The following is a 17053-nucleotide window of genomic DNA, read 5'->3' on the forward strand; positions in this document are numbered from 1 at the left end:
AAGCCTTACAAGCTAAATAAATTCAAAATTTCTTCGAGAACTTTTGCCCCGTCACATTCTTTGCTTTAGGGTGAGCGAGCATCTTTACGTCGAGGCAACTATGACGCGTACGAATACCCCAGATAAACACGGCCTTCTCACAGCCCCCATTGATCTCGTTTTACGCCGCCTCACCATTCCGATGGTGTTTGGCATGGTGGCGATTCTGATGTTCAATCTGGTTGATACACTTTTTATTTCTTTGCTCGGCACCGAAGCGCTCGCTGCCGTGAGTTTCACCTTTCCAGTTACCTTTGCGCTGAACTGTATCACCATGGGCGTGGGCGTGGGTTTATCCACCTCTATTGGCCGTTTATTGGGCCAAGGCGACATGGCATCTGCAGCACGTTTTTCCAGCCATGGTTTGTTACTCGCTGTCATCTTAATGATTGCCGCTTCAAGCTTAGGTTTAGTTACCATTGATCCTTTGTTTTCATTATTAGGGGCTTCACCTAGCCTGCTCCCTATCATCAATGAATACATGTCAGTGTGGTATATCGCCATTCCACTATTAGTGATCCCGATGGCGGGTAACAGCGCAATTCGAGCAACAGGTGATACCAAAACCCCCGCTAAGATCATGATGCTGGCAGGCTTGATCAATGGGATCCTCGATCCGTTATTGATCTTCGGCTACGGCCCATTTCCTGAACTCGGGGTACAAGGGGCCGCGATTGCCAGTGGAGTCAGCTGGGCAGTGGCCTTAGTCGGCTCTTTATATGTGCTGACTAAACGTGAAAAGCTATTGGCCTGGCCACAACTTAATAAATTGCTCCACGATTGGCGCCAAGTATTAGAGATAGGCACCCCTGCAGGCCTGTCCAACGCATTAACGCCGTTGTCTGGGGCATTCTTAATGGCAATTTTAGCCGCCCAAGGGACAACGTCTGTCGCCGCCTATGGCGCAGCAATGCGGATTGAGTCGATTCTTATCATTGTCATGATGTCACTGGGTTCAGCACTGATGCCTTTTATGGCACAGAACCTCGGGGCTAATAATCCACAACGTGCTTTTAAAGCACTGTTTATGGCAATGCGCTTTGCGATCGTATTTCAATTATTAGTGTTTGTGATGATGGTGCCGCTTAGCTGGCCGTTGTCGGCACTTTTCAGTCAAGACAGCCAAGTACAGGATTTATTGTGGCATTACTTGATGGTGGTGCCATTAAGTTATGGCTTACAGGCCGTTTGCATGTTGCTGATCAGCGGATTAAATGCAATGCATAAACCCATGAATGCATTAATTTGGAATTTACTTCGTCTGTTCGCATTTCTGTTACCAACAGCTTGGCTTGGCAGCCAATATTACGGGACTGAAGGGCTATTTATTGGCATTGCTATTGCCAACATTTTTAGTGGGATTGGTGCTTACTGTTATGCACTGCGTATTCGACGCCAATGCCTGGCACCAACAGACCTACCAAACGGGTAAAAACAGGCAGTATAAATAGCCGAACGGGCTGGTCAAATAAAACAAGATATGAATAAAAAAGCAGCCTAGGCTGCTTTTTTTGTTATTCACATATTGTCATGACTACAATCACATCATGTTACCAATTAAGGTAAACGCGGTGCGTCGTCATCTTTTTTCTCTTCATCTTTGCGCTCAAATTCCCCATCAAATACATCGCCATTTTGATTACGACGCTGAGAACTAAATGGGTCTTGTTGATCAAACGGGCCTTGCTGATCAAATGGACCTTGTCCATTAAATCCTTGACCACCACCAAAGCCGCCACTGAAACCAGCTCCAGCTCCCATGCTATTAACTTTAACTCGGCTCATTAGCTGCTTGGCTAAATACGCACGTGGGGCTGGTAACAGCACAGCCATACCAAGAAAGTCAGTCATAAAGCCAGGTGTAAGCAGTAGCACTCCCGCAACCGCCAGCATGACACCTTCTACAATTTGCTGGGCTGGTAGCTCACCTTGCGCCAATTTGCCTTGTACCGACATTAAAGTCGCAATGCCTTGGCTACGCACCAGTGACGCCCCAACAATGGCCGTTACCAACACGAGTCCAATCGTTGGCCACATACCGAGAAAACCACCTACTTGTACAAACAGAGCGATCTCCACAATCGGCACAACAATAAAAAGAAACATTAAAATAGGAAACACGACTTACCTCTTGGTGGTCTGTGATAATTGCCGCCCAACGACCCCACTGTCGATGGTCAACATGAAAAATTAGGGTATATCTAAACTATGCGGGCATTGTGGCATTTTTCAAGCGCATTGGCGTAGACCAAGCTTGCATAATTCGTGACAAGATAAAACAAACAAAGCTTTCACATTTTACTATATTTGGTCATTTTTCATCTTATTCAGCGCATCACTTGTTAACAGGCAATGTGAGCTAACTCTCGTTTTTATGCAAATAAAACCACGCCATTCAAAAAAGTGATCTGGATTATGTTTTTACCCCTAAAGGGGAGTATTATCGTCTGCAAATAAGGTGTCAGGTACGATCATCTAGCCAACACTTCTGCAGAATGGATTCTTATTCAGAACTGGCTCAACATTTGAATTTTCTTAGCAGATTCCCCATAAGGCTACATTATGTCTCAGATGATTGATCTAGAAAAAAACGAAGCAACTCTTAACGTTGCAACCCGCATTGAAGAAGATCTACTTGGTGAGCGTCACGTTCCAGCTGATGCTTACTGGGGTATTCACACTCTTCGCGCTGTTGAAAACTTCAACATTTCTAAAACGACTATTTCTGATGTTCCAGAATTCGTTCGTGGCATGGTTTTCACTAAGAAAGCGGCTGCAATGGCGAACAAAGAACTAGGCGCTATTCCTTCTGAAGTTGGTGAGTACATCATCAAAGCATGTGACCTGATCCTAGATACAGGCAAATGCATGGATCAATTCCCATCAGATGTTTACCAAGGCGGCGCAGGCACTTCAGTTAACATGAATGCTAACGAAGTTGTTGCTAACCTAGCACTTGAGCTAATGGGCAAAGAGAAAGGCGAATACGACATCGTTAACCCTAACGATCACGTAAACAAATCTCAGTCTACTAACTGTGCTTACCCTACAGGCTTCCGTGTTGCTGTATACAACAGCATCATCAACATGCTTGACGCACTTGAGCATCTAAAAGCCGCTTTCGATGCAAAAGACAAAGAATTTTCACACATCCTGAAAATGGGCCGTACCCAACTTCAAGATGCTGTACCTATGACTGTAGGCCAAGAATTCCACGCTTTCGGTATTCTTATTAAAGAAGAAATCAAAAACCTTAAGCACACTGCAGAGCTTCTACTTGAAGTTAACCTTGGCGCTACCGCTATCGGTACTGGCTTGAACGCTGCAACTGGCTACCAAGAGCTTTCAGTTCAACGTCTTGCTGAAATCACAGGTCTACCTTGTACTCCTGCTGAAGACCTTATCGAAGCAACATCAGACTGTGGTGCTTACGTAATGATTCACGGCGCACTTAAGCGTACAGCTGTGAAACTGTCTAAGATTTGTAACGACTTACGTCTACTTTCTTCAGGCCCACGTACTGGTCTAAACGAATTAAACCTACCTGAAATGCAAGCTGGTTCTTCTATCATGCCAGCTAAAGTTAACCCAGTAATCCCAGAAGTGGTTAACCAAGTGTGTTTCAAAGTAATTGGTAACGACACTACCCTAACTTTCGCAGCAGAAGCAGGTCAGCTTCAGTTGAACGTTATGGAACCAGTGATCGGTCAGGCACTATTTGAGTCTATCGACCTACTGAAAAATGCCGCTATCAACCTAACTGATAAGTGTATTGTTGGTATTACAGTGAACAAAGAAGTGTGTGAAAGCTTCGTGTTTAACTCTATCGGCATCGTGACTTACCTAAACCCATTCATCGGCCACCACGAAGGCGACATCGTTGGTAAGATTTGTGCGGAAACAGGTAAGAATGTACGTGAAGTAGTACTAGAGCGTGGTCTTCTAACTGAAGAACAACTAGACGACATCTTCTCAGTACAAAACTTGATGCACCCAGAATACAAAGCAAAACGTTACAACTAATAGTAACGGCCCTCGTAATATAAATTAAAATTTGGCGGATATTCAGGACGAGTGTCCGCCCTTCTTTGCTACAGATTCCCCCCTTTTATTTTTTTGATTAACTTTAAGACAGGATAGATCCCTATGATTGGTGTAGAACTCTTTGTTGTTCTCGCGTTTATTTATTTAGGCGCACGTATCGGTGGTATTGGTATTGGTTTGGCAGGTGGCGCTGGTGTCATTGTGTTATCGCTCTTTTTAGGCGTGCCCACGAGTCAATCTTTTATCCCCGTAGATGTAATCCTTATTATCATGTCAGTTATTACCGCAATCGCCGCAATGCAAGTGGCTGGTGGTATGGACTGGCTAGTTGAAATAGCAGAAAACTTCCTTCGCAAAAACCCTAAACACATCACTTTCTACGCGCCTATCGTGACATACCTAATGACACTGATGGCGGGCACAGGCCACACGGCTTTCTCTACCCTTCCGGTTATTGCTGAAGTTGCTAAAGAGCAAGGCGTTCGTCCTTCTCGTCCACTTTCTATCGCCGTTGTTGCATCTCAAATCGCTATCACTGCATCGCCAATTTCAGCGGCAGTTGTGTTCTTCTCAGGTCTGCTTGAGCCACTAGGCGTGGGTTACTTAACCCTGCTTGCGATTTGTATTCCAACGACTTTCCTAGCATGTATGGCTGGTGCGTTTGTTGCTAACTTCCTTGGCTGTGAACTAAAAGACGACCCTATCTACCAAGAACGTCTAGAGAAAGGTCTGATTAAGCTAAAAGGTACTGAAAAGCGTCAGATTTTGCCAACAGCAAAAACTGCGACTTACATCTTCCTAGCGGCTATCGCATTTGTAGTGTGCTACGCAGCAGCAATTTCAAGCTCTGTTGGTCTAATTGAGAACCCAGCACTGGGTCGTAACGAAGCTATCATGACAGTAATGCTGGCAGCAGCAGCGGCTATCGTGACATTCACTAAAATCGACGCATCAAAAATCGCAGCAGCGCCAACGTTCCGCTCTGGTATGACAGCATGTATCTGTGTACTAGGTGTGGCATGGTTAGGTTCTACGTTCGTTAACTCACACGTTGATGGCATTAAAGAAGTAGCCGCTTCACTACTGAGTGACTACCCATGGATGCTAGCTATCGTATTGTTCCTAGCTTCTATGCTGCTTTACTCTCAAGGCGCAACCACTGTCGCACTAATGCCTGCTGCATTGGCTATCGGTGTTGCTCCTCTTACTGCTATCGCATCGTTTGCAGCAGTAAGTGCACTGTTCGTACTTCCTACTTACCCAACGCTACTAGCGGCAGTTGAGATGGATGACACAGGCTCTACCCGTATCGGTAACTTGGTATTTAACCACCCGTTCTTTATTCCTGGTGTGGTGACCATTTCAACTTCGGTTGCACTAGGCTTCTTATTCGGCGGTATGATTCTTTAATCGCTTGAAAATATAAGTTCTAGAACAGAATGAGGTCACCTTCGGGTGGCCTTTTTTGTGCCATTGAAATAAATAACAGCGAGATAGATTGAATCGGTAGAACAACTGAAAAGCTGAAGTATACTCAACATGGTTAGTATTTACTTACTATCATTATAAGCGGTGATTTATTGTGGCTGAATAACAAGAGAGAATGAAAAATAGTGTTACGTTTTTAATGTATTAAGAAAGGAGTAAAGCAGGAGAAAAACGCGGTAAAATAAGGTAATTATTGTCTCCGCCCCATCCTAGGGCGAAGACCCGAACACCAACGGATTCCCATCGTTAGTGTTCTACTCGAATAACTCACCAATCCCAGTGTCTTATTCGATATGTCTCAGTGTTTTGCTACAGATTCAGGTTGAAGACAGAACAACCTGAGTCCTTATAGTAGTCACAGCACGCCTAATGCGATAGAGGTAAAAGCGTGATGCAGCGATGCAAAAATGGTATGAAGTTAGATGACCTACGCACCCTAATTGCGATTGCTCAGCAAGGAAGTTTCAGAGCCGCAGCCAGTGCACTGGATATCCCCCCTGCGACCTTGAGCCGTCGATTACAACGGCTAGAAGATACCTTAGGTAGCCAATTGGTTATCCGTGATAGCCGCAATGTATCACTGACACCGCTTGGCCAAAATTACTTCGATCGCTGTCAGCCTCTCATTGATGATTTAGAAGCCGCCACCAGCGAAATTCAGGACAGCAGCCAAAACACCCCACGCGGCGCGTTACGTATTTCCGCGCCTGTTGGTTTGCTTACCTATCAACTGATGCCACTATTTAATCAGTTCTTAGCGCAGTACCCTGAAGTCACGTTATCGTTGAATCAGTTATCGAATCAGCAACACGATTACAGCCCCGAACAATATGATGTAGTGTTTAGGGTCGGTCAGCAGCCAGATTCTAGCTTTGCGGCTGCAACCATTGGTGAATCACAACGTATTTTGGTTGCTTCCCCTTGCTATTTAGCACAGCAAGGCACACCTCATACTCCTGAAGAACTAGAGCTTCATGCCCGCCTAGCCAGTGTGCCTGAATTTGAATGGGCACTCACTTCTAAGCAAAGTAATCAAACCGTCTGGCTTAACTCACCAGTACGGATGGCCATTGCCGATCTTAACAGCATTAAGCAAGCGACTATTAGCGGACTAGGCATCGCTTGCCTACCAAATTATGTTGTGGCAGACGCCATCGCCCAGCAGCGATTAACGACGATGATGCCAGAGTGGTACTCACCACCACGCCCTATTTACATGCTTTATCAGCGCTTAGGCTATGTCCCTTTGCACATTAGTCACTTCATTGATTTCATGCGAAGCGCCTTAACTACATCATCAGTCTTAACTTGCTCAATAGCAGATAAAAAATAACAGAAAAACACACACGATTACCCAGAGTGCCAGTGCCTTCACAAGCGAATACTATCAACCTCTGATCCAACGCAGATCTTGAGTGTTAACAAATTGATCTCGCTATAAGGCAGTGATAGCTTAAAGAAAAGGATTAATAATGAGATGGATATGGACGCCCAATACACTATTGTCATTGCCGATGATCACCCACTGTTTCGTAATGCGTTATTTCAATCGGTACATATGGCTTTCAGTGGAGCCAACCTACTAGAAGCTGACTCGCTCGACTCACTATTGACCCTGCTCGATAAAGAAGAAACTGATGTCGACTTGCTACTACTCGATTTAAAAATGCCGGGTGCCAATGGCATGTCAGGGCTGATTCAGTTACGTAACCAACATCCCGACCTACCGATCGTGGTCATCTCTGCCAGTGAAGAGCACAGTGTGGTGAAGCAAGTACGCAGCCACGGTGCATTTGGCTTTATCCCCAAATCTAGCGACATGCGCGCTTTAGTGTCCGCGCTGAACCAAGTTTTAGAAGGCGAACCCTTTTTCCCTGAAGGCATGAATGAAGCCGATGATGATGGGCATACTGAATTAGCAGAGAGAATAGCCACCCTAACGCCTCAGCAATACAAAGTGCTTTGCATGCTGTCTGATGGCTTGCTCAACAAGCAAATCGCCTATGACTTAAATGTGTCAGAAGCAACAATTAAGGCCCATATGACGGCCATTTTCCGTAAACTTAATGTTAGAAATCGCACTCAGGCAGTAATTTTGCTACAGCAAATGGATTTATAGCATCAATCATTTAATTGCATCGATAGCAGTATCATCTATCGATGCAGCTAACGAATACTCCCTTATATTTAAAGGGATATAGCAATAAATAGTATTGGATAGCATACCTTTAGCTTTAATGGCTAAAGTTACCATGTATTTTGTAACAACTTAAACGGTCAAAGTACGCAATATTTTCATAAAAAGTCATACCTTTTTGCTATCCTTAGCAATAAATACAGATTAAACCCTCAAATTACATACAATTCCTCTCTATCATCTTAAGGAGGCTCTTTTGCTTAGTGCTTTAGTTACCCAGTTTGTTCTTATTTGGGCCGTCGTTGATCCTATCGGTTCTGTTCCTGTTTATCTTGCTCAAACCAACCACCTCACCGCACATCAACGCCGGTTAGTCGCATTAAAAGCTGTAGGCATTGCGACTGGCGTACTGTTATTCTTTGTTATCGTGGGGCAGATCCTATTAGAAGCGATGCAAATTCCCCTTCCCGCCTTCCAAGCAGCGGGTGGGTTAGTCTTACTTTTATTTGCTCTCACCATGATTTTTGGTGAAGGCAAAGTTGACCAAGAATGTAAATTAAGCCAAGACGATGTTGCACATTCAGAGCTTGGCAATTTAGCGGTTTATCCACTAGCGATCCCTTCTATCGCCTCTCCGGGCGCTATGATGGCCGTCGTCATGCTGACGGATAACAACCGCTATGCACTGGGTGATCAAATAATGACAACCTTAGTCATGCTAGCCGTGTTAACCATCACGTTATTGCTATTACTCGGTGCTAATAAGATCCAGAAATACATTGGCACAGTGGGCGCGGCGATCATCAGCCGAGTCATGGGGTTAATACTCGCGGCCGTTGCAGTCAATAACCTGCTGGTTGGCATAAAAGATTTTTACATCATGGGTTAGACCTTAGGCTAACGCAACATTTCATTAACACCTCGAAATATTCGCTAACCTCACAAAATCGCCGTATTCGTGGCGATTTTGTCGTTTATCCCTCGACTAAAGTTGCACTGTGTCTTTCATTATTCATTGCTATTGTCGTTACGTAACATTTTATTAACGTGCAAATTGCGTTTTTACTTTCGTAACGTGTAAGGAGATAACAATGGCGTTTGAATCCAAGGAACATGCACAAGCCTACTGGCGAGAAAACCTCGCAACGATGGGATCGTTATTGGCCATTTGGTTCTTAGTCTCATATGGCGCAGGGATCTTATTTGTGGATGTCCTCAACAACTTTCAAATCGGTGGCTTTAAACTGGGTTTTTGGTTCTCACAGCAGGGAGCTATCTATACCTTTGTCGCCCTGATTTTTGTCTACGTGATGCGTATGAACGCACTGGATCGTAAGTTCAACGTACAGGAAGACTAAGAGGTTATTTCATGGATATTCAAACTTGGACGTTTATTTTAGTTGGTTTTACTTTCTCGGTGTATATCGGCATTGCCATCTGGGCACGTGCTGGCTCCACCAGTGAGTTTTATGTCGCGGGCGGTGGTGTTCACCCTGTCGCAAACGGGATGGCAACAGCAGCAGACTGGATGTCGGCAGCATCGTTTATTTCAATGGCAGGTATTATTTCTTTCGTCGGCTATGACGGTGGTGTGTATCTGATGGGGTGGACGGGCGGCTATGTCCTACTTGCGTTATGCCTTGCGCCTTATCTACGAAAATTTGGCCAATTCACTGTGCCCGATTTTATCGGAGAACGTTACTACTCCAGAACTGCACGTATGGTTGCCGTCTTTTGTGCCATTTTCGTTTCGTTTACTTACGTAGCAGGTCAAATGCGTGGTGTGGGCGTAGTATTTGCTCGCTTCCTCGAAGTTGATATCAACATGGGTATCATCATTGGGATGGGTATTGTGTTCTTCTATGCAGTTTTAGGCGGTATGAAAGGCATTACCTACACCCAAGTTGCACAATTTTGTGTTCTGATTTTTGCTTTCTTAGTGCCAGCAATCTTCACATCAATCATGATGACAGGTACCCCAGTGCCACAACTCGGCCTAGGCTCAACACTCACAGGGTCAGAAACCTATGTACTGGATAAGCTTGATGGCTTGACCACCGAGCTCGGCTTTACCGCCTATACCGATGGCTCCAAAAGTATGGTTGATGTGTTCTTCATCTGTGCAGCCTTGATGGTAGGTACCGCAGGATTACCTCACGTTATCATTCGCTTCTTTACTGTGCCTCGCGTAAAAGATGCCCGTATTTCTGCAGGCTGGGCATTGTTGTTTATCTCACTACTTTATACCACGGCACCGTCGGTTGCTGCATTTGCACGTATCAATATGATTCAGACTATCAATGGTCCTGAAATGCAAGGTGTCACGGCTGAACAAGCACCAGGCTGGGTGACTAACTGGGAGAAAACAGGACTGGTTAAATGGGAAGATAAAAACGGCGATGGCAGGATGTTCTACTCGGGCGATGAGCGTAACGAGATGAACATCAACCGTGACATTATCGTACTGGCAAGCCCTGAGCTGGCAAATCTACCTAACTGGGTTGTCGCACTATTGGCCGCAGGTGGTTTAGCCGCAGCCCTATCAACAGCTGCAGGCTTGCTGCTGGTGATTTCAACCTCGATTTCACATGATTTACTCAAGAAAGGTTTTAAGCCAGATATGACCGATAAACAAGAACTAATGGCCGCACGTATCGGTGCCGCTGTGGCGATTGTCGGTGCAGGGTATCTGGGTATTAATCCGCCAGGGTTTGTCGCTCAAGTTGTTGCGTTCTCGTTTGGCTTAGCCGCAGCATCTTTCTTCCCTGCCATTATTCTGGGCATCTTCTATAAGCAGATGAACAAAGAAGGAGCCATCGCGGGCATGTTAAGTGGCATCACCTTCACCGCCTCTTACATCATTTACTTTAAGTTCATCAATCCAGCAGCAAGTACCCCTGAAAACTGGTTCTTTGGCATCAGTCCTGAAGGTATTGGCACGTTAGGAATGTGTTTGAACTTTGTGGTATCGATTGTGGTTAATAAATTTACCGCGGAAGTACCAAAAGAAGTACAAGATATGGTGGAATCAATTCGTTACCCTAAAGGCGCTGGCGAAGCACACGACCATTAATGATTAAAGAGAACAATAAGAAAAAACGGAGTAATTGCTCCGTTTTTATTTTTAATACTCTAAAAGTAAGACCATTCATATTTTCGACATCTTAAACCACCGCGATGTCTTATTAACGAGACATAAAAGCACGATAAAGCCAACAGTAAATGCCACTAGTTGCTATGAAGGAATTTTCTTTTGTAGTCTGATGATTTACCAAAAAGAAGCGTCATCAATAATGGCACTAAGAATAGTGGTAAAAACAAAACATTCTCTTCTACCAGCGTCATATATACACATAATATAGTGAAAACCAGCGTAAGTAATAGAATAATTCTATGAACCCAAGGGTGATCAGATGAAAAAACTGCATAGGAACGAAACATTGGCTCTCACTTCTAACACGTTGTATTTATTTAGTAATTTACAAATATATATAATTAGCGAAAATCTTATCTCAGATGGTGTACACCAACTATTCCCTCAAGATCACACTTTTATTTTAATAATAGCTTTTAGTGTTAATGATATTAATAAATTCCCTGCATGAATCCAATCTATTTATTCCATTAAAAAATGCATGTTAACATTAAACTTTATTATGAGTGAAATCTTCAATAATATAAAGCGACCACTTTTCATAAATGTAAAAGCCACGTAGAACAAAAAGCTCTCCTTTTTTAAGACTTTTATTTTTAAGATAAAACTGCCCGTAACTTTAATGGTTTCACAGGCTTACTTATAAAACTAAAACCATATCCTCTAATCATCTTTTGAGTTTCTGTCGTGCGATCTGCGCTAATAATTGCACCTTTAAACGTTGTACCTAACCGTAAACGACATTGTTGTAAAACATGCAGACCGGTTTGCTCTTTGGCTAAATGGTAATCACTTAATACAAATGCTGGATACCAGCCATCATCGAGATGTTGCATCGCATCAGAGATATTTTCTGCTAAACGGACATCACACCCCCAACGCCCTAGCAAGGTTTCCATTCCCAGTAAAATATCGGATTCATTATCCACGCACAGAACTTTAACGCCATCGAGTGCTGGACGAGAAGGTATCATGACCAAAGGCTTCACCTTCGCTGCTACTTGCCCTCGCTCCGTTGTTAAGGCAAATACTGTCCCCTTACCAACCCAAGAGCGCAGAGACAACGGATGGTCAAGCACGCGCCCGATCCCACGAGCTATTGCTAAGCCAAGCCCGAGTCCATGTTCAATATCACCGCGATCTAGTCGCGTAAACTCATCAAAGATACTGGCTTGTTTCGCTTTAGGAATACCAGGCCCATTATCCCAAACCTCAATCCGATATTGCCCTTGTATACGCCTTCCCCCCAGCGTCACTTTACCTTTCGGGTTATAACGAAATGCGTTGGTCAAAAAATTCTGCAAAGCACGGCGCAATAATTTAGGGTCCGATTGAATAACCACCTTAGTGCTAACGACATTGAAATTGATCCCTTGCTGCTTCGCTAACGCACCAAACTCAGCCTCTAGCGTATTAAACACATCACTCAGAGGAAAAGCATGCACATTAACCTGCAACTTGCCGGCCTCTAACCGCGATACATCCAGTAAATCCCCAATCAGATCTTCAGCAGCCTCCAAGGCACTTTCAATATTATGCGCTAATTTTCGGCTCTCTTTCTCTTTGGTCACTTCACTCAGTGACGATGAAAACAAACGCGCCGCATTTAACGGCTGCATTAAATCATGACTAACAGCGGCCAAGAAACGGCCTTTTGAATGGGATTGTTGTTCCGCTTGTTGCGTCGCCGTCACCAGTTTTCGATTCAATAATTCAAGCTCTTGAGTACGTTTCTGCACCCGGGCTTCTAAGTTTTCGTTGGCTTCTTTCAAGGCTTGCTCGGCTTGGCGAAATGCCGTGATATCAGAAAAGCTCATCACAAATCCGCCACCGGGCATAGGGTTGCCTTGTACTTCGATCACTTGCCCATCACTACGAATGCGTGATGAGGTATGAGCAGTGCCTCGCTGTAAGTGCTCAACCCTTTTTGCCACATGCTTTTCAGGATCACCCGTGCCACACAAACCTTGTTGAGCGTTATATCGAATCACATCAGCGATTGGACGACCAACTTGGATTAACCCAGCAGGGAAGGTGAACAATTCTAAATAGCGCTGATTCCACGCCACTAACCTCAGCTGCTTATCCACGACAGCAATACCTTGATTAATATGCTCAATCGCCCCTTGTAATAAACCGCGACTAAAATCGAATAACTCAGAGGCTTCATCAACGATGGTCGCGACCTCTTCAAGCTGCATATTGCGACCTTTTAATGCGGAAGTAAGTACTAACCTCGCAGAGGACGCACCAAACACGCCAGCTAACACCCGTTCGGTATGACGGATCAAAGCTGCACTGGCTTGCAGTTCTGATGTTAAGGTGCCTCGGTGTTGTTCTGAAAATTGGCGAAACGCCTTTCGAGCTCGTTTACGGCCAACAAAACGTGCCGCTAGCATCTCAAGCTCACCAACCGTCACGCGACTTTGATATAAGCTAACATCGTCCGTTTCAGGTAATGGCGCACCGACGAATGTCGCGGCCTGTAACCGTTCAGTCAGTGATGAACGGGTAAATACTGACACCAATACGTACAAGCTGATGTTAACCATTAAGCTAAGCAACATGCCCCAATCAACCGTAGTAAGCACTTCCAATATTGGTAATGACGGTGGCGTGAGTAGCCATAACAACACATTGGTTTCAGCCGTACCTGCGAGCATGCCGGTTTGAGTCATCATGGTGATCACCCAGATGGTGATACCACCAATTAGTCCAGCGTATACCCCGTTACGATTACCTTCTCGCCAGTAGATCCCCCCCAGTAATGCGGGAGAAAATTGCGCGATAGCAGCAAAAGACAATAAGCCAATCGCCGATAACGACGGGATATTATCGAGAATTTGATAAAACCCCCATGCCGCCAGTAGTAACACCAAAATAAGGGCACGACGGATATTAAGCAGTAAACCAGAAAACGCAGAAAACCGTCGGTCCGAAATACGTAAACGTCTTAGCAACAAAGGCAAAACAAGATCATTCGACACCATGATGGCTAACGCGATAGTAGACACTATCACCATGCCACTGGCTGCCGAGGTTCCGCCTAAGAACGCCAGTAGTGCAATATTCTCAGCACCTTGTAATAACGGCAGGTTTATCACGTAGGTATCAGCCGATACTTGCGGGATCAGTGCTTCACCAGCTAAAGCAAGCGGCAGCACAAAGATCCCCATTAGTACTAAATAGCCAGGAAATATCCAGCGCGCTTTGTGTAGATCTTGCGCTCTATTATTTTCGACGACGATAGTGTGAAACTGGCGTGGCAAACAAATAATCGCCGCCATGGTCAGCAAGGTATGGATTAGGAAACTACCGATATTCAACGAACTGGTAGCGATATGTTGCTGGGCGCTAACCGTCCAGCCCGGTTGTTCAATCAGCAACCAAACCGCAAAGCCCCCCACAATAAGAAACGCCCCTAATTTAATGAGCGACTCAAAAGCCACCGCCATCATCATGCCACGATGGTGTTCGGTGGTATCAATATGACGAGTGCCAAACAGCACAGTGAAGGCTGCCATACACAAGGTCACCACCAAAGCGGTATCAAAAGACACTCCAGCCCCGAAGCTAAATTGCGCCCCCAAGTCAGGTGCAATTTGAGTCAGCCCCATGGTGATACCCCGTAGTTGCAAGGCGATATAAGGCAAAATGCCAATCACTGCAATCACAGTAACAAGCACAGCAAGCCCTTGCGACTTCCCATAACGAGCAGCAATAAAGTCAGCAATCGAGGTAATGTGTTCACGTTTAGCGATGAGGATCAGACGAGCCAGAATGCGCCAGCCCAGCGTAAAGACAAGAATAGGGGCGAGATAAATAGGAAGGAATGACCACGTATCTTGGCTAGCTTGTCCGACCGTGCCATAGAAGGTCCACGAGGTACAATAGACCGCGATCGATAAGCTATAAATCCAAGGGCGCCAGCGCGCAAGCCATGTGTTTTTTTTATCACCATACCAAGCGATAAAAAACAGTACCCCTAGGTACATCAGTGATACTGGTACAACGACCCATCCTTGCGTCATGAACACCCCTAACCGTGTTAACTCTCCGTTAAGCCATGTTAACGACAGGACAGTTATCACTCAATCAGGGGGATCACAGTTCAGCAAGACGGTATTACACGGGCAACGCCTAGAATAAACCTTTCTTTTTAATCTTTTGCACATTGGCAATACGCTGTGAAAGATCGGCTTCATTATCCTGCGGTGTAGCTTTGGGCTCTGCCGCTGGCGCATTCAATGATAAATTACGGATCATTTGGGTTTGTGCTTTCAGCATGGCTTTCAGCTCAGCCATTTCTTGCGACACTTTCTCTGCATTTTCAGCCTGAGCCGACGCTAATGCCGAGGCTTGTTTCTGCGCCTCTAATAGCGCTTTGATCTCTTCTAATTGCTGGGTTTGCTGATCCAAAGCAATAGCTTGTTGTTCCGACATCGCGCGAATAATTTCCGCTTTTTCTGTCGAAGTACAATCCTGACCAGACAGACGCGCTTCCACTTCCATCAACTGTGAATGAAGCGGTCTAAATTGGGCCTGCATCGCCTGTGTAACAGCCATTAAACTGGCTTCAGATAAGTCAGTTTCTGCCGTACATTCTTCGCTCGATGCTTGGTTTTCACGATCTTCGCGTTGAGCTTGACCTAACTGAGTCACGCTCTGCTGAAGTTGCGCTAAACCTTGGTTTACCGAACTTAAATCAACCGCACCTTGTAACTGCTCCAACATCCCCGAAATATCGGAACTTTCCGCGCCATCTAACTGAAACCCACAGATTTCAAGTTGACGTCGTAGTGTTGGAATATCAACGGTATCCTTACCCAAGTTATCCACTAAACCCTGACTTAATACTGGGCTTAGCAGATACATATACATACCCGCCAGATAAATGGTTTTGTGCATATGCAAACTCGAATGCAGCGCGGCTGCATCCGACGGGTTTTCGACTAACTGCTTACGCTCATCGACCCACTTTTGCATCACCCCGACCGCAAAGCGGTCGGACTGAGATTTAACTAAATCAAGATAGATCGAATAATTAACCCGTTTTAATTGGCTACTCATCCTCAACCTCTATCAATGATTCTGGCTCGACTTCTAGATCGTCAAAATCGCTGTGGTAAATACACAATTCACGTGCAAGTGCAGACTGTGCATCGTTAACCAGCACAACACGATCACCTAAGGTCGCATACGCTTCTTTCAGTGCAGGTGCAATTAACGGTGCGCCACCACCCACTAGGTAAACACGGTTAGGATTTTTGGCAAACTTCTTCGCTTCGTAGGCAACAGAGGTTCCAAGTTCTTGGATCTTGTTTTCAATCTTAGTCAGAATCACATCAATCTGAGATTCGTCATTAACTACTTCTCGTACGAAGTCCATATCATAACGACGCTTAATCAGCTCATTCGCCACTAAGTAACTTGCATCACTATCGGCGGCGGCTAGTGCTTTACGCGCCGCATCCGTCACCATAGAAACGCCAATTTCTTTGTTACCGTAAACCGCAGATACATCGTCAAATTCACCAACGACCACACCCATATCAAGGGTCGTACCGCCACAGTCAACAACCAATGAGCGAGTGAATTCGTTACAGTTAGAATCCATTAACGTCGACAATACTGCTGGTACACTTTCAGGCATCACAACAACATCAACAACCTCAAACAGATCGCCTTTATTCAACGCAATTTCACGCATCAAATTTTGACGTTTTTTCTCAATGTTCGCTTCGTTACGCTGGCAATCTTCCGCGTTATAAAACTCAGTGATTGGCAAGGTAACCACTAAACGAACTGGACAAGGTGTTACACCGGTTTGCAACAGCGCATGGTGAACACCAAGCAGGTTTAAATCATCGTATTGATAATCGACATGCGTTGTTTCTAACGCTTTATCTGACGTTGCATCGTACGTGTACTTCGTGGTGCCGATGGTGTAGTTAAACACCTTCTTATCACGACGCAGCGCCGCACTTTTCCAATCTTTACGGAAAGAGTTCGGCGAAATAATCGTCTTAAGCTGAGTACTTTCAATCCAGCTTACTTTTACATTTGTAGAACCGTCATCAACCGCAAAGGTAAACGCAGAAACTGTCATATTTTTCACTCGCAATTTTTATTATCAATAACAAACAGAGAAGCCGAAGGTAGCCACGCCACCTCCGGCTTTCAATTCAATC

Annotated in this window: 12 protein-coding genes; 8 read left to right on the forward strand and 4 right to left on the reverse strand. The window is 45.0% G+C overall.

Annotated elements, in window-relative coordinates; translation table 11 throughout:
• The first annotated feature begins 100 nt into the window (after positions 1 to 100).
• On the forward strand, positions 101 to 1471 hold the full coding sequence (locus tag OCU87_RS15695; protein WP_062690212.1) for an MATE family efflux transporter: 1371 nt from the start codon (positions 101 to 103) through the stop codon (positions 1469 to 1471).
• A gap of 125 nt (positions 1472 to 1596) precedes the next feature.
• On the opposite strand, the gene OCU87_RS15700 is transcribed toward OCU87_RS15695, so the two are convergent.
• Positions 1597 to 2160 carry an FxsA family protein gene (locus OCU87_RS15700; protein ID WP_062690211.1) on the reverse strand — a complete coding sequence of 188 codons (564 nt, stop codon included), beginning with the start codon at positions 2158 to 2160 and terminating at the stop codon, positions 1597 to 1599.
• A gap of 441 nt (positions 2161 to 2601) precedes the next feature.
• Between OCU87_RS15700 and aspA the strand changes: the two genes are divergently transcribed.
• The 7 genes from aspA (at position 2602) to OCU87_RS15735 (ending at position 10781) form a co-directional block, all read left to right on the forward strand.
• The gene (aspA, locus tag OCU87_RS15705; protein WP_062690210.1) at positions 2602 to 4062 is read left to right on the forward strand and encodes an aspartate ammonia-lyase; all 1461 of its coding nucleotides are present in this window, start codon (positions 2602 to 2604) and stop codon (positions 4060 to 4062) included.
• Between the two features lie 123 nt (positions 4063 to 4185).
• Positions 4186 to 5493, forward strand: a complete 1308-nt coding sequence (locus tag OCU87_RS15710; protein ID WP_062690209.1) for an anaerobic C4-dicarboxylate transporter — start codon at positions 4186 to 4188, stop codon at positions 5491 to 5493.
• A 469-nt stretch (positions 5494 to 5962) separates the two neighbouring features.
• Positions 5963 to 6904, forward strand: coding sequence for a LysR family transcriptional regulator (locus tag OCU87_RS15715; protein ID WP_062690208.1), 942 nt, complete (start codon positions 5963 to 5965; stop codon positions 6902 to 6904).
• Positions 6905 to 7054: 150 nt separating this feature from the next.
• Positions 7055 to 7690, forward strand: a complete 636-nt coding sequence (locus tag OCU87_RS15720; RefSeq protein WP_094958032.1) for a response regulator transcription factor — start codon at positions 7055 to 7057, stop codon at positions 7688 to 7690.
• A 274-nt stretch (positions 7691 to 7964) separates the two neighbouring features.
• Entirely contained in the window at positions 7965 to 8597 is a 633-nt protein-coding gene (locus OCU87_RS15725; RefSeq protein WP_094958030.1) for a MarC family protein, read from the forward strand.
• Positions 8598 to 8799: 202 nt separating this feature from the next.
• A complete protein-coding gene (locus tag OCU87_RS15730) occupies positions 8800 to 9066 on the forward strand; it encodes a DUF4212 domain-containing protein (RefSeq protein WP_062690206.1) in 267 nt (88 codons plus the stop codon).
• An 11-nt stretch (positions 9067 to 9077) separates the two neighbouring features.
• Complete coding sequence (locus OCU87_RS15735; RefSeq protein ID WP_261857530.1) at positions 9078 to 10781, forward strand: sodium:solute symporter family protein; 1704 nt, start codon at positions 9078 to 9080, stop codon at positions 10779 to 10781.
• A gap of 677 nt (positions 10782 to 11458) precedes the next feature.
• Here the strand turns inward: OCU87_RS15735 and OCU87_RS15740 are convergent.
• The 3 genes from OCU87_RS15740 to OCU87_RS15750 form a co-directional block, all read right to left on the reverse strand.
• Positions 11459 to 14893 (reverse strand): PAS domain-containing hybrid sensor histidine kinase/response regulator, encoded by a 3435-nt coding sequence (locus tag OCU87_RS15740; RefSeq protein WP_261857531.1) that lies wholly within the window; start codon positions 14891 to 14893, stop codon positions 11459 to 11461.
• Positions 14894 to 15002: 109 nt separating this feature from the next.
• On the reverse strand, positions 15003 to 15932 hold the full coding sequence (locus OCU87_RS15745) for a GumC domain-containing protein (protein ID WP_062690204.1): 930 nt from the start codon (positions 15930 to 15932) through the stop codon (positions 15003 to 15005).
• On the reverse strand, positions 15925 to 16971 hold the full coding sequence (locus tag OCU87_RS15750; protein ID WP_261857532.1) for a plasmid segregation protein ParM: 1047 nt from the start codon (positions 16969 to 16971) through the stop codon (positions 15925 to 15927). The genes OCU87_RS15745 and OCU87_RS15750 overlap by 8 nt, the downstream gene beginning before the upstream one ends.
• Positions 16972 to 17053 lie beyond the last annotated feature (82 nt).

It is taken from the genome of Photobacterium sanguinicancri (assembly GCF_024346675.1).
Lineage (GTDB): Bacteria > Pseudomonadota > Gammaproteobacteria > Enterobacterales > Vibrionaceae > Photobacterium > Photobacterium sanguinicancri.